Source organism: Xenophilus arseniciresistens, assembly GCF_028023875.1.
In the GTDB taxonomy this organism is placed as follows: domain Bacteria; phylum Pseudomonadota; class Gammaproteobacteria; order Burkholderiales; family Burkholderiaceae_C; genus Xenophilus; species Xenophilus arseniciresistens.
The window spans coordinates 83680-95657 of sequence record NZ_JAQIPB010000006.1 but is presented as its reverse complement, the minus strand read 5'-3'; the positions used below and the strand labels follow the sequence as shown (position 1 = coordinate 95657).

Sequence of the window (11978 nt, the reverse complement as noted above, 5' to 3'; positions counted from 1 at the left end):
GCTTACTTCTTCTCGCGCTTGATCTTGGCAAGCGGATGGTCTTCGGGGTACGTGGGGGTGATGGGCTTCTTGGCGCCCAGCATCACGCACATCAGCGCGTCTTCGTCGCCGATGTTGATCTCTTCGCGGTACACGCCGGGCGGCACCGAGATCAGGTCGCGGTCGGTCATCACGGTCTCGTAGCGCTCGCCTTCGGGCGTGGTGATCACCACCTTCAGCTTGCCGCGCATCAGGAAGAAGATTTCTTCCACGTCGGTGTGGATGTGCGGCGGGCCTTCATGGCCGGCCGGGATCACCATCGTGGAGAAGGTGAAGTTCTCCGAAGGCACGGTGTTGGTGTCTGCCGTCACGCCGGTGCCGCCCGTGCCCACGTAGCGCATCTGCGCGCGGCGGAACTTGGGATCGAAGTCGGCCTGGAACTTCAGCGCGTCCCAGTCGTACTTGCGGGTGCTGTAGCGTGCGATGCGCGTGTTCATCCACTGCTCCAGGCTCGCGCCCTCGGGGCGGGTCCAGCTGGGCTGGTCGGCGCTCATCTGCTGTTGTTGCGACAGGTCGGTCATGGGGGAACTCCTTGGGGATGAGGGGAGGGAAATCCGGGGTCGGTCAGTGCATGACGAAGCCGCCATTCACGGCCAGCAGCTGGCCCGTGACGAAGCGCGACAGGCCCGACAGGCCGAAGAGCACGGCGCCACACACGTCGGCCGCCTGCTGCTCGCGCGGCAGCGAACGGCCTTCGAGGTATTTGTCATGGCGCGCCTGGGGCACGTATTCGGTGGCCTCGACCAGCGTCAGGCCCGGCGCGACGGCGTTCACGGTGATGTCCTGGCCGCCCCATTCGCGCGACAGCGAGCGGGTCAGCGAGATCACGGCGCCCTTGCTGGCGGCATAGGCCAGCAGGTTGGGCGCGCCCCACAGCGCGGTGTCGGACGCGAGGTTCACCACCGCGCCGCGGCCGCTGGCGGCCAGCGCGGCATGGCAGGCGCGGCTCATCAGCCAGGTGCCGCGCACGTTCACGTCCATCACGCGATCCCACATGTCGATGGCCAGCGCATGGGCGTCCTTGCCGCCGGAATTGGTGATGGCCGCGTTGTTGACCAGCCCGTCCAGGCCGCCCAGCAACTGCACGGCCTGCGCGGCGCAGGCTTCGATGGAGGTGGGCTCGCACAGGTCCACGGCCAGCGCCTGCACGTCGAAACCCTGCGCACGCAGCGCGGCCGCTTCGGTCTGTGCCAGGTCGGCCAGCACGTCGGCGATCACCACCCGGCCGCCAGCCGTGGCGATGCTGTGCGCGAAGGCCAGGCCCAGGCCGCGCGCGGCGCCGGTCACCAGCACGCGGCGGCCCTTGAGCATGTCGCGGGGCACTTCGGCGAGCAGTTTTTGCAGGCTCTGGGGATCGACGGCGCCGGTGGCTGCGTTCATGGGGTTCTTGCTCGATTCAAAAAAAGAGAGAGAAATCAATCGGCCTGCACGCCAAGCTCCTTCACCACACGGGTGAAGCGCTCCAGGTCGGCGATGGTGGTCTTGGCCAGCACCTCGGGGCTGCCGCCCAGCGGCAGCACGCCCAGCACCTTCATCTTGGCGGCCACGTCGGGCATGCGGATGATTTCGTTGAGGTGGGTGTTGAGCGTCTTGACGATTTCAGGCGGCACGCCCTTGGGGCCGTACAGGCCGTTCCAGGCGCTGACTTCCACGCCCTTGACGCCCAGCTCGGCCAGCGTGGGCACCTGCGGCGCCAGCGGCGAGCGCTCGGCCTGGGCCACGCCCAGCAGGCGCATCTTGCCGTCGGCCAAGTAGGGCTCGACCGGGCCATAGGTCATCCAGGTCAGCGGCACATGGCCGCCGGCCACGTCGGTCAGGGCCGGCGCCACGCCGCGGTACGGCACGTGGCGGAACTGGGCACCCGAAGCCTTGTTGAACATCTCGCCCAGCACATGCATGGGCGAGCCGCTGCCCGGGCTGCCGTAGGCCAGGCCACCCTGGGCCTTGGAAGCAGCGACGGCTTCGTTGAGCGTCTTGGCCTGCGTGCCGGGGCCACTGACCAGGAACAGCGGCTGCGTGCCCGCCTGGATGATGGGCGTGAAGCTGCGCACGTCATAGCCGGCGGCCGGGCTGGTCTTGAGCACCAGCTGCGCCATGGTGAAGGTGCTGGGCGCCATCAGCAGGGTGTAGCCATCGGGCGCGGCCTTGCCCACGAAGCTGCTGCCGATCACGCCGCTGGCGCCGGGCCGGTTGTCCACCACCACGGGCTGGCCCAGGCGCGGGGCCAGCTTTTCAGCGAACACGCGCGCGATGGCATCGGTGTCGCCGCCCGCGGGGTAGGCCACCACGATGGTGATGGGCTTGGCCGGCCAGGCCTGCGCACCAGCGCCTGCGGCCGCGAACGCGGCCACACCCGCACACAAAACAGTGGAAAAACGGACCTTCATACGGACCTTCATCGTGTTTGTCATGATTGTCTTACCAGTGAAACATGGATCAATTAATGAGACAACGGCGCAAGCGTAAGGCAGCACCGCGGCATCGAGATTAGTAGTAACCCTAGTTTTTCAGTCGTTGATGATTCATTTGAGAAACGCCGGTTATTTAATGGCACGTTTATGCATCAATCGTGCCAGCAGCGGAAACACTGTTTGATAGATGGATCGCGTGGCTGCGCAGGCGCAAAGCGGCGTCCCGCGCGCCGCGGCGCACATCCGAAGTGCATCTGTGATCAGGGAGCCCCCGCTTTTGGGGCAGATGAAGCGCCGGGCCGGGCCGGCGATGTCACGCACGGGCGGCTTTGGGCCTTAGAACGTGTTCAAGGTCTCGCAGGGGCCGCGTTGGAATGCAATCGGGATGAGTTCGCAGGCCGTTCGCGCCGCATGGACTGGTGTCCATGCAAGCGGACGGCCGAAGAAATCGCCCGATTTCATTCCAACCCGAAGGGCAGCCGCCTTGCCGGGCGTCCTGCGGCGTTGCGCTGCTTGCTCGCAGATCACTGCGAGCGGCGCAGCGCGCCTTGCAGGCCACCCGGCAAGGCGGCTGCGCGACCCCTGGGAGACCTTGAACACGTTCTTAGCGCACGGGCGGCCCCGGCGGCGCGTGCTGCGCCATCAGCGCCACGATCCAGTCGATGAACACGCCGGCCGCGAGGTAGGCATTGCCGTCATCCACCGCAAAGCCATGGCGCCCCTGAATGGCGACGCGCTCGCCCGCGCGCTGCATGCCATAGGGAAAGGGCTTGCCGCTGCTGGCGCCCGGAAAGGCCACGGAGCACTGGGGCGATGCGCCCCACCCCACGCTCACGGGCATCGGCGTGACCTGGCCCCTCTCGACCGCGCTGCCCCTGCGCGTGGGGTCCGCGTCAATAGCTCTTGTACGGCAGGAACTTGCCCGACAGCACCACGTTCACGCGGTCGCCCTTGGGGTCGGCTTCGCGCCGGATGTCCATCGAAAAATCGATGGCGCTCATGATGCCGTCGCCGAACTCCTCGTGGATCAGCTCCTTGATGGTGCTGCCGTAGACGTTGACGATCTCGTACCAGCGGTAGATCAGTGGATCGGTGGGCACGGTGGTGGGCAGCGAGCCCTTGTAGGGCACCACCTGGAGCCATTTCTGCTCCTCGGCGTTGAGTTCGAAGATCTCGCCCACGATGGCCGCCTGCTTCTCGTTCAGCGTCATCTGGCCCAGGCATGCGGCCGTGACCCACTCCTTGGACAGGCCCACCTGCCGGGCCACGCTGGCCCAGCTGATGCCCTTGGACACCTTGGCGGTGATGATCTTTTCGGTCACTTCGATGCGGTTCATGGTGCTTGACTCCTGTGCGATGGCTTGAAGAGAGGGGTGTTGAAGAAACTCAGCCGGGCTCAGGCGGCGTGCGCGCGCGAGACCAGGAAATCCACGATGTGGTTGCGCGCCTCGTAGTAACCGGGCGTGTGGTGCAAGGTGGCGCGCGTGCGGCTGCGCGGCAGGCCCAGGCGCATCGATTCGGCAATGTCGCCCGGCCGCCAGCGGCCATCGGGCAGTTCCACGCCGTTGCGCATGAGCAGGATGCGGTCGGCCAGCAGGATGGCCTCGTCCACGTCGTGCGTGATCATGAAAACCGTCTGCTGCGTGCGCTGCACGATGGCCAGCAGCTCGTCCTGGATGGTGCCGCGCGTGAGGGCGTCCAGCGCGCCGAAAGGCTCGTCCAGCAGCAGCATCTTGGGCTCGATGGCGAAGGCGCGCGCAATGCCCACGCGCTGCTTCATGCCGCCCGAAAGCTCGGAGGGCTTCTTGTCGATGGCCGCCGAGAGGCCCACCATGGCCACGTACTTCTGCACCTGGGCCTGCACCTGTGCGCGGCTCCAGTCCGGCCAGCGCGATTCGACGGCGAAGGCGATGTTGCGCCGCACGCTGAGCCAGGGCATGAGCGCATGGCCCTGGAAGACCACCCCGCGCTCCAGGCTGGGGCCGGCCACTTCGCGCCCGTCCATGAACACATGGCCGGTGCTGGCCTGGTCCAGACCCGCGAGCACGTTGAGGATGGTGGTCTTGCCACAACCCGAGTGGCCGATGATGCAGACGAACTCGCCGCGCGCCACGCCGAAGCTGACGCCGCCAAACACCGGCCGCTGCGCGTTGAAGGCGCGGCCCAGGCCCTCGACGCGCAGGAAATCGTCGGCGGTCACGGCCGGGGCGGCAGACGGGGCGCGTGCATCCATGCTGCGTTCACTCCACATAGGTCACCTTCTTCTGCAAGGCTGCAAAGGCCAGGTCCAGCAGCATGCCCACCACGCCGATCACCAGGATGGCAAAGATCACGTGCGTGAGCGAGAGGTTGTTCCACTCGTTCCACAGGAAGTAGCCGATGCCCGTGCCGCCCACCAGCATCTCGGCCGCCACGATCACCAGCCAGGCGATGCCCATGCTGATGCGCATGCCCGTGAGGATGGTGGGCGCGGCCGCCGGCAGGATCACGCGCAGCGCGCGGCGCATGGGCCGCACTTCCAGCGTGGCCGCCACGTTGAGCCAGTCGCGCCGCACGGAGGCCACGCCGAAGGCCGTGTTGATGAGCATGGGCCAGACCGAACAGATGAAGATCACGAACACGCCCGAGACCGAGGAGTCCTTGATCGTGTAGAGCGCCAACGGCATCCACGCCAGCGGCGAGATGGGCTTGAGCACCTGGATGAACGGGTCCAGCGCGCGGTGCAACAGCGGCGACATGCCGATCACGAACCCCAGCGGCACGGCCACGGCGCAGGCGATCAGAAAGCCCAGCGCCACCCGCAGCAATGACCAGCCCAGCTGGATCGCGATGCCCTTGTCGTTGGGGCCGTTGTCATAGAAGGGGTTGGCCAGCTGCTCGGCCATGGTGCGCCCCACCTGCAGCGGCGTGGGAAAGCCCTCGCTCTTGCTCGCGCCCGGGTCCTTGCCCATGAGCTTCATGTATTCGATCTGCTCGGGCGTCATGCCCGCCAGATCGGCCGCCGCGCCCGAAGACTGCGTGGCCAGCTGCCAGATGCCCAGCAGCAGGGCCAGCAGCAGCAAGGACAGCACGGCCGCACGCGTTCCCAGCTTGCCCAGTGTGCGCATGGCCGCTCCTCAGCCCGCGGCCTTGCTGATCGCGAAGCTGTTCGCGTACGCCTCGGGCCTGGCCGGGTCGAACTCCTTGCCCATCACCTTGAACTTGCGGTACGCCCCCTCGGGCGGGCGCCAGCCGGCCGCGGCCATCTGCTTCTTGGCGTCGGTCAGCATGAACACCTTCTCGGCGATCTGCCTGTAGTTCACATCGCCCTTCACATAGCCCCAGCGCTTCATCTGCGTGAGCATCCACACGGCCATGCTCTGCCAGGGCACGGGGTCGAAGTTGGCGCGGTCGGGCACGTTCTTCACCGCGCCCAGGCCGTCGGCGAACTTGCCCGTGAGCACCTGCGCCACCACCGTTTCGGGCTGATTCAGGTACTGCGTGGGCGAAATGACCTTGGCGATCAGCTCGCGGTCCTTGGGCATGCTGGCCATGTACGAGGCCGTGATCACCGCGCGGTACAGCGCCGCGAAGGTGTTCGGGTTCTGCTGGATGAAGGCTTCGCTGATGCCGAAGGCGCAGCAGGGGTGGCCATCCCAGATCTCCTTGGACAGGATGTGGATGAAGCCCACCTCGTCATACACCGCGCGCTGGTTGAAGGGGTCCGGGCCCAGGAAGCCGTCGATGTTGCCGGCGCGCAGGTTGGCCACCATCTCGGGCGGTGGCGTCACGCGGATCTGCACGTCGGTGTCGGGGTTCACGCCATGCTCGGCCAGGTAGTAGCGCAGCAGGAAGTTGTGCATGCTGTACTCGAAGGGCACCGCGAACTTCATGCCCTTCCATTGCTTCGGGTCGCGCTTGTCCTTGTGCCTGACGTGCAGCGTGATGGCCTGACCGTTGGTGTTCTGGATGGTGGCCACGTTCATGGGCACCTGCGTGGAGCCCAGCCCCATGCTGATGGCCAGCGGCATGGGCGAGAGGAAGTGGCTCGCGTCATGCTCCTTGTTGAGCATCTTGTCGCGGATCAGCGCCCAGCCCGCCGTCTTGTTCAGCTGCACGTTCAGGCCTTCCTTCTTGTAGAAGCCCAACGGGTCGGCCATGATCAGCGGCGTGGCACAGGTGATGGCGATGAAGCCGATCTTCAGGTCCTTTTTCTCCAGTGAGCCGCGCTCCTGCGCCATGGCCTGCAGCGAAGCCACGGGCAGCAGCGACGCGATGGCCGCGCGTGCCGTGCCGGCGCCCACTGCCTTGAGAAAGCGGCGCCGCACGGCCTCCTGCGGGAACAGCGCCTTGACCAGCGTGGCCTCCACGAAGTCGCGCGACGCCTCTTCCAGCGAAGCCGCGGCGGCCGTGGCATGCGCCTGCGGCGCATGGTCCTGCCCGCAGGCGCAGCGCAGCATCAGCGGCCGGTCGGCGTCGTAGGGGTCAGCGGCACTGGCGGAGGTCGAAGCGTTGGAAGGCAGGCGGGACATGAGCACTCCTCGATGGATTCGAATGTCCTGCTCTTGCAATGCGCGGGCCTGAATGGGCGCCATGCACCTGGCCCGCGCGATTCGTGCGCGCTTCGTCGAAGCCTTGTAGGGCTGGCACTACACGCGCCGTGGGGCCAGCCCCTGGCTCAGAACCGTTTCAAGGTCTCAGCGCCGCAAGCCCTCGCGCTCGGCATACAGCGCCAGCTCCACATCGTTCTTGGTGCCGGTCTTTTCCAGGATGCGTGCGCGGTAGGTGCTGACGGTATTGGGCGCCAGGCTCAGCGCCGCACCAATTTCGCTCACGGTGTGCCCCATCGTGAGCAGCCGGAACACCTGGTGCTCGCGGTGCGAGAGGCTTTCGGTGGCCGGCCCGCCGCGGCCCACCACGCTGGCCAGCGCCTCGGCCGTGGAAGGCGTGAGGTACATGCCGCCACCCGCCGCCTTGCGCACAGCCGCCACCATCTGATCGGCATCAGCGCTCTTGTTCAGGTAGCCGGCCGCGCCCAGGCGGATGCAGCGCACCGCATACTGTCGCTCGGGGTAGGTCGAGATCATCAGCACCGGCAGGCTGGGCCACTTCTCGCGCAGCGCGCGCAACACCTCCAGACCGTCGCGCTCCGGCAGCGCGATGTCCAGCAGCACCACGTCCAGGCCCAGCGGCCCCTGGTGTTCGGCCACCCGCGCCAGCACCTCGGGGCCGGTCTGCGCCTCGGCCACCACCACGATCTCGGGCTCGCCGTTGGCCAGATCGCCCAGCACCTGCTTGAGGCCCTCGCGCACGATGCGGTGGTCATCGCCAATCAGCACCCGCAATATCGACGGCATTTCATTGCTCCTGCAGGCCATGCAGCGGCAGGCGCAGTTGCACGCAGGCGCCCTGCCCTGGCTGGCTGCGCACGTCCAGGGTGCCGCCAAGGTGCAGCGCGCGCTCGCGCATGCCACGCACGCCAAAGGAGCCCGGCGCCTGGAAGGCCTGCTGGGCGGCGCCCACGCCATCGTCCTGCACGCGCAGGCTCAGCACCCCGGCTTCCACAGCGATGGCGATGTCCACCCGCGACGCGCGTGCGTGCCGGCCCACGTTGCTGAGCATTTCCTGGAAGATGCGAAACACCGCCATGGCGGCGGGCTCGGGCAGTTCCAGCGCCTCGTTGACGGCCAACGACCAGTGCAGCTCAAGCTCTGCGGCCTGGGCGAACTCGCAGGCCTGCCATTCCAGCGCTGCCCACAGGCCCTGGTGGTCCAGGATGCTCGGGCGCAGGTCGGTGATGATGCGGCCCACGTTGTCCACCGCACGCTCGATGAGCTGGCTCATGTTGCCGCACTTGCCACGCATCTGCTCGCGCATGGCCTGGGCGGCTTCGGGCGCACGGTGTTCCTGCTCGCCCAGGCGCTTGCCGATCCAGTTCACGTCCATCTTCAGTGCCACCAGCAGGCTGCCCAGCTCGTCATGCACTTCGCGCGCAATGCGGGTGCGCTCGTCCTCGCGCACCGAATCCATCCACGCAGACAGGTCCCGCACCTGGCGCAGCGCCGCACTCAGCTCGGCCGTGCGCTCGGCCACGCGCCGCTCCAGTTCCTCGCGCGACTGCTGCAGCGCCAGCGCCGCTCGCTTGCGCTCGGTGATGTCCACGAAGGTGATGACCGCGCCGCGCACCGCGTCGCCATCGACGATGGGGTAGCTTGAATACTCGACCGGAAAGGCCGTGCCGTCGCGGCGCCAGAACACCTCGGTGTCGATGCGGCAGGGCAAGGCACGGCGGAACGCGTTGAAGATGGGACAGTCGGTGTCTGCGTAGGCGGCGCCGTCGGCATGCGAATGGTGCGTGAGCTCATGCATGTTGCGCCCGAGCACATCGGCCGCCTCATGGCCCAGCAACTGCGCGCCCGCGCGGTTGATGAACACGCAGTGACCGTCCAGGTCGATGCCGAAGATGCCCTCGCCCGTGGATTCGAGCAGCAGGCCCAGTCGCCGATGCCAGGGCGAATCGGCCGCCAGATCGGCCAAGGGCGGGCCGCCGAGGGGTGATGCATGGGCGTGCGCGTGCATGCACCATTGGCAAGCAACCCCCGTGCCTGAGCGGTGCGCTCTTAGAGCCCCAGCTCCTCCAGGCCTGGATGCTCGTCGGGCCTGCGACCCAGCGGCCAGTGAAAGAGCCGGTCGGCCGCGGCGATGGGCAGGTCATTGATGCTGGCAAAGCGCCGCTGCATCAGGCCCTGGGGGTTGAACTCCCAGTTCTCGTTGCCGTAGCTGCGAAACCACTGGCCCGAGTCGTCATGCCACTCGTAGGCAAAGCGCACGGCAATGCGGTGCCCGGCGAAGGCCCACAGTCCTTTGATCAGGCGGTAGTCCAGCTCGCGCGTCCATTTGCGCTGCAGAAAGGCGCGCGCCGCCTCTCGGCCGACCGGAAACTCGGTCCGGTTGCGCCATCGCGTGTCTGGCGTGTAGACCTGCGCGACCCGGTCCGGGTCGCGCGAGTTCCATGCATCTTCTGCGCCGCGCACTTTTTGCGTGGCACTGGCCAGGGTGAAGGGCGGTACGGGCGGGCGGCTTTCGGGCGAGGCATCGGGCATGGCTGGACTCCAGGATCAAGGAATGGAAATGAGTAGACAGAGCTGTCTACTTCTGCGCACGATAGCCCATGTAGACAGGTCTGTCTACAATGTCCGGCATGCCAGCCCCCTCCTCCCCCATGGCCGAAGAGACGGCCCGCGAGCGCATCCTGCGCAGCGCGCACGATCTGTTCTACCGCGACGGCATCCGCGCCACCGGGGTGGACCGGATCATTGCCGAGTCGGGCGTGGCCAAGCTCACCTTCTACCGGCACTTCGCAAGCAAGGACGCGCTGGTGCGCGCCTTTCTGGACCTGCGCCATCGCCACTGGATGGCCTGGTTCATCGACGCGCTGGGGCGCCATGGCGCGGCAGCCCCGGAGCCCGGCAATGGCCGATTGCTGCTGCTGGCGCCGGTGCTGGAGGAATGGGTCACGCAGCCGGCTTTCAGGGGCTGCGCCTTCATCAACAGTGCGGTGGAGATCGCGCAGGCCCTGCCCGAGGCCGTGGCCATTGCGCGCGCGCACAAGGCCGAGATGACGCAGGTGATTGCACAACTGCTGCCCCCCGGTGCGCTGCGCGCGCTGCTGGCCGATGCGGCCGCGCTGGCTTTCGACGGCGCCATCGTGCGTGCGCAGATGGCGGCCGATGCCGATGAACGCCAGGCGGCCGTGGCCACCTTGCAAGCCGTACTCAGTGCGCTGGTGGCGCGGCGCTGAACGCCGCTTTCTTAAAGCTTGAGCGCGCGCTGCAGCGCCGCTGAATCGAGGCGCTCGGGCGGCGTGGGCCAGCCGCCATCGAGCAGCGCGACCATCTTCGCGTTGCGCGGCGCCTTCAGGCCGTGGGTGCGGGCCAGCCGCACGACTTCGCCGCTGAGCGCATCGACCTCCGTGCGCCGGCCCAGCGCGAGGTCATCGGCCATGCTGGAGCGGGCCTTGGCGTCCACGCGCAGCATGGGCGCCGCCACGCGCCTGAACAGCCAGTCGGGCAGGCGCAAGAGCATGGGCAGGCGGTGTGGCGGCACGGCCGTCATCTGCGCCGGTGCAATGCCCGCGGCCTGCAGCACGCCCAGCGCCTCGTCGATCAGCGCGGCGAAGCAGCGGCGATAACCGCGGTCCAGCAGTTGATCGCGCAGCGGCAGGCCCGACAGCGCATTGACCGGGTTGTTGAGGTTCAGCAGCAGCTTGCCCCATTGCACGCTCTGCAGCTCGCCGTAGAAGTCGATGGGCACGCCCGCCGCCTCGAACACCGGCGCCCAGGGCTGGAACACCGGATGCGCCACGCTGGCCAGCCGGCCGGCCGTGCCGCGGTGGTAGGCGCCGGGGCCCAGTTCGGCGACGTTGTAGGGCACCATGCCCGGCAAGGCGGCCAGCGCGGGCGCGGCCTGCTGCAGCCGGTCTGCATTGCCGATGCCGTTCTGCAGCGACAGCACCGGCGTGCCGCTGGGCAGCGCCTGGGCCAGCTCGGCCGCCGCGCTGGCCGTGGCGCCGCTCTTGACGGTGAGCAGCACCAGCGCGGGCCGGGCCTGCGCGGGCACCGAGGTGGCGAGCTTGAGTTGGGCGGCCGGCACCTGCAGCCGGCCCCCGTCGCGGTCGGTGAGCGTGAGGCCGTGCTGCGCCAGGGCATCGAGCACCCGCGGCCGGCCCACGAAGGTGACACGCACGCCCGCAGCAGCCAGGCAGCCGCCCACATAGCAGCCGACGGCGCCGGCGCCCATCACCAGCAGTTCGCCGGGGGTGTCGATCTGATCAGCGCCTGCCAACACGCGCTCCTGCGGGCGCAGCGCGTTCGGCGCGCGCGGCGCGGCCATCCATGGCCAGCGGCAGCTCGGGGCCCGCGTTCGGGTCTTCGTCGACCAGGCGCCACAGGCCCCCGGCATGCTGCAGCGACAGCTTCTGGCAGTTCAGCACTGGCGAGCGCTGGTCGAAGGGCCAGAACTGCGCCATCTTGTCTGCATCGCTCTGCCCGGCCAGGCCCACGCTCTGGCGCACGGCCTGCATGAACTGGCCGTGGCTGAAGAGAAAGACTTCGGCGTCGTCGGGCAGCGCCGCCAGCCGCGCGAGCGCGGCTTCGGCCCGGCGCAGCACCTGGGAAAAGCTTTCGGCGCCCTCACCGTCCAGATAGGCCGGGTCGCAGCGCGCCCAATAGGCCTCGACCGAGGGCCGCCGCTGCGCCCGCGTGGTGTTGGCCCAGTTGGCCGGGCACAGGTAGGTGAACTCGTGGATCGGCCACAGCGCCAGGCGCACACCCGGAAAGCGCAGGCAGGTGGGCTGCGCCGTCTGCCGCGCGCGCACGAAGGGTGAACTGACGATGTGCGTGGGCTCGCGCCGCCAGCCGCTGGCCACTTCCTGCGCCTGCGACACGCCCAGCGGCGTCAGCGGCATGGCCACCAGGTCGGGCGTGGGCAGGCCGGCGTTGCCGGTGCTCTGCCCGTGACGCACGAACGTAGCGCGCATGAGCTGGCCGC

General features: G+C 68.1%; 14 protein-coding genes. 1 reads left to right on the top strand and 13 read right to left on the bottom strand.

What is annotated here, in order from left to right; genetic code table 11:
- Positions 1–2: 2 nt before the first annotated feature.
- From PGB34_RS13245 to PGB34_RS13195, 11 genes are all read right to left on the bottom strand, one after another.
- On the bottom strand, positions 3–560 hold the full coding sequence (locus tag PGB34_RS13245) for a cupin domain-containing protein (protein ID WP_271428568.1): 558 nt from the start codon (positions 558–560) through the stop codon (positions 3–5).
- A gap of 43 nt (positions 561–603) precedes the next feature.
- Complete coding sequence (locus PGB34_RS13240; RefSeq protein WP_271428848.1) at positions 604–1350, bottom strand: SDR family oxidoreductase; 747 nt, start codon at positions 1348–1350, stop codon at positions 604–606.
- A 104-nt stretch (positions 1351–1454) separates the two neighbouring features.
- The gene (locus tag PGB34_RS13235; protein ID WP_408647898.1) at positions 1455–2426 is read right to left on the bottom strand and encodes a Bug family tripartite tricarboxylate transporter substrate binding protein; all 972 of its coding nucleotides are present in this window, start codon (positions 2424–2426) and stop codon (positions 1455–1457) included.
- Between the two features lie 628 nt (positions 2427–3054).
- Positions 3055–3291: a type 2 periplasmic-binding domain-containing protein gene (locus tag PGB34_RS13230; protein ID WP_271428566.1), complete on the bottom strand. Its 237-nt coding sequence runs from the start codon at positions 3289–3291 to the stop codon at positions 3055–3057.
- Between the two features lie 52 nt (positions 3292–3343).
- A complete protein-coding gene (gene cynS / locus PGB34_RS13225) occupies positions 3344–3787 on the bottom strand; it encodes a cyanase (protein ID WP_271428565.1) in 444 nt (147 codons plus the stop codon).
- Between the two features lie 59 nt (positions 3788–3846).
- Positions 3847–4701, bottom strand: a complete 855-nt coding sequence (locus tag PGB34_RS13220; RefSeq protein ID WP_408647885.1) for an ABC transporter ATP-binding protein — start codon at positions 4699–4701, stop codon at positions 3847–3849.
- Positions 4691–5557 (bottom strand): nitrate ABC transporter permease, encoded by an 867-nt coding sequence (gene ntrB / locus PGB34_RS13215; protein ID WP_271428563.1) that lies wholly within the window; start codon positions 5555–5557, stop codon positions 4691–4693. Before ntrB ends, PGB34_RS13220 begins: the two co-directional genes overlap by 11 nt.
- A gap of 9 nt (positions 5558–5566) precedes the next feature.
- Entirely contained in the window at positions 5567–6961 is a 1395-nt protein-coding gene (locus PGB34_RS13210) for a CmpA/NrtA family ABC transporter substrate-binding protein (RefSeq protein WP_271428562.1), read from the bottom strand.
- 165 nt (positions 6962–7126) lie between these two features.
- A complete protein-coding gene (locus PGB34_RS13205; RefSeq protein WP_271428561.1) occupies positions 7127–7786 on the bottom strand; it encodes a response regulator transcription factor in 660 nt (219 codons plus the stop codon).
- A gap of 1 nt (position 7787) precedes the next feature.
- On the bottom strand, positions 7788–9008 hold the full coding sequence (locus tag PGB34_RS13200) for a sensor histidine kinase (RefSeq protein ID WP_408647884.1): 1221 nt from the start codon (positions 9006–9008) through the stop codon (positions 7788–7790).
- A gap of 41 nt (positions 9009–9049) precedes the next feature.
- Complete coding sequence (locus PGB34_RS13195; RefSeq protein ID WP_271428559.1) at positions 9050–9532, bottom strand: nuclear transport factor 2 family protein; 483 nt, start codon at positions 9530–9532, stop codon at positions 9050–9052.
- A 98-nt stretch (positions 9533–9630) separates the two neighbouring features.
- Here PGB34_RS13195 and PGB34_RS13190 point away from each other — a divergent pair, with 98 nt between their 5' ends.
- Positions 9631–10230: a TetR/AcrR family transcriptional regulator gene (locus PGB34_RS13190; RefSeq protein ID WP_271428558.1), complete on the top strand. Its 600-nt coding sequence runs from the start codon at positions 9631–9633 to the stop codon at positions 10228–10230.
- Positions 10231–10241: 11 nt separating this feature from the next.
- Here PGB34_RS13190 and PGB34_RS13185 read toward each other — a convergent pair whose 3' ends face one another.
- Together PGB34_RS13185 and PGB34_RS13180 are read right to left on the bottom strand one after the other, a co-directional pair.
- Positions 10242–11228: a 2-dehydropantoate 2-reductase gene (locus PGB34_RS13185; RefSeq protein ID WP_271428847.1), complete on the bottom strand. Its 987-nt coding sequence runs from the start codon at positions 11226–11228 to the stop codon at positions 10242–10244.
- A 31-nt stretch (positions 11229–11259) separates the two neighbouring features.
- Positions 11260–11967, bottom strand: coding sequence for a histidine phosphatase family protein (locus tag PGB34_RS13180; protein WP_271428557.1), 708 nt, complete (start codon positions 11965–11967; stop codon positions 11260–11262).
- Between the last annotated feature and the right edge of the window lie 11 nt (positions 11968–11978).

Coding starts and splice junctions, on each gene's coding strand:
- PGB34_RS13245 (WP_271428568.1), bottom strand. CDS start 560: ATGACCGACCTGTCGCAACAACAGCAGATGAGCGCCGACCAGCCCAGC.
- PGB34_RS13240 (WP_271428848.1), bottom strand. CDS start 1,350: ATGCTCAAGGGCCGCCGCGTGCTGGTGACCGGCGCCGCGCGCGGCCTG.
- PGB34_RS13235 (WP_408647898.1), bottom strand. CDS start 2,426: ATGAAGGTCCGTTTTTCCACTGTTTTGTGTGCGGGTGTGGCCGCGTTC.
- PGB34_RS13230 (WP_271428566.1), bottom strand. CDS start 3,291: ATGCCCGTGAGCGTGGGGTGGGGCGCATCGCCCCAGTGCTCCGTGGCC.
- cynS (WP_271428565.1), bottom strand. CDS start 3,787: ATGAACCGCATCGAAGTGACCGAAAAGATCATCACCGCCAAGGTGTCC.
- PGB34_RS13220 (WP_408647885.1), bottom strand. CDS start 4,701: ATGTGGAGTGAACGCAGCATGGATGCACGCGCCCCGTCTGCCGCCCCG.
- ntrB (WP_271428563.1), bottom strand. CDS start 5,557: ATGCGCACACTGGGCAAGCTGGGAACGCGTGCGGCCGTGCTGTCCTTG.
- PGB34_RS13210 (WP_271428562.1), bottom strand. CDS start 6,961: ATGTCCCGCCTGCCTTCCAACGCTTCGACCTCCGCCAGTGCCGCTGAC.
- PGB34_RS13205 (WP_271428561.1), bottom strand. CDS start 7,786: ATGCCGTCGATATTGCGGGTGCTGATTGGCGATGACCACCGCATCGTG.
- PGB34_RS13200 (WP_408647884.1), bottom strand. CDS start 9,008: ATGCACGCGCACGCCCATGCATCACCCCTCGGCGGCCCGCCCTTGGCC.
- PGB34_RS13195 (WP_271428559.1), bottom strand. CDS start 9,532: ATGCCCGATGCCTCGCCCGAAAGCCGCCCGCCCGTACCGCCCTTCACC.
- PGB34_RS13190 (WP_271428558.1), top strand. CDS start 9,631: ATGCCAGCCCCCTCCTCCCCCATGGCCGAAGAGACGGCCCGCGAGCGC.
- PGB34_RS13185 (WP_271428847.1), bottom strand. CDS start 11,228: ATGGGCGCCGGCGCCGTCGGCTGCTATGTGGGCGGCTGCCTGGCTGCT.
- PGB34_RS13180 (WP_271428557.1), bottom strand. CDS start 11,967: ATGCGCGCTACGTTCGTGCGTCACGGGCAGAGCACCGGCAACGCCGGC.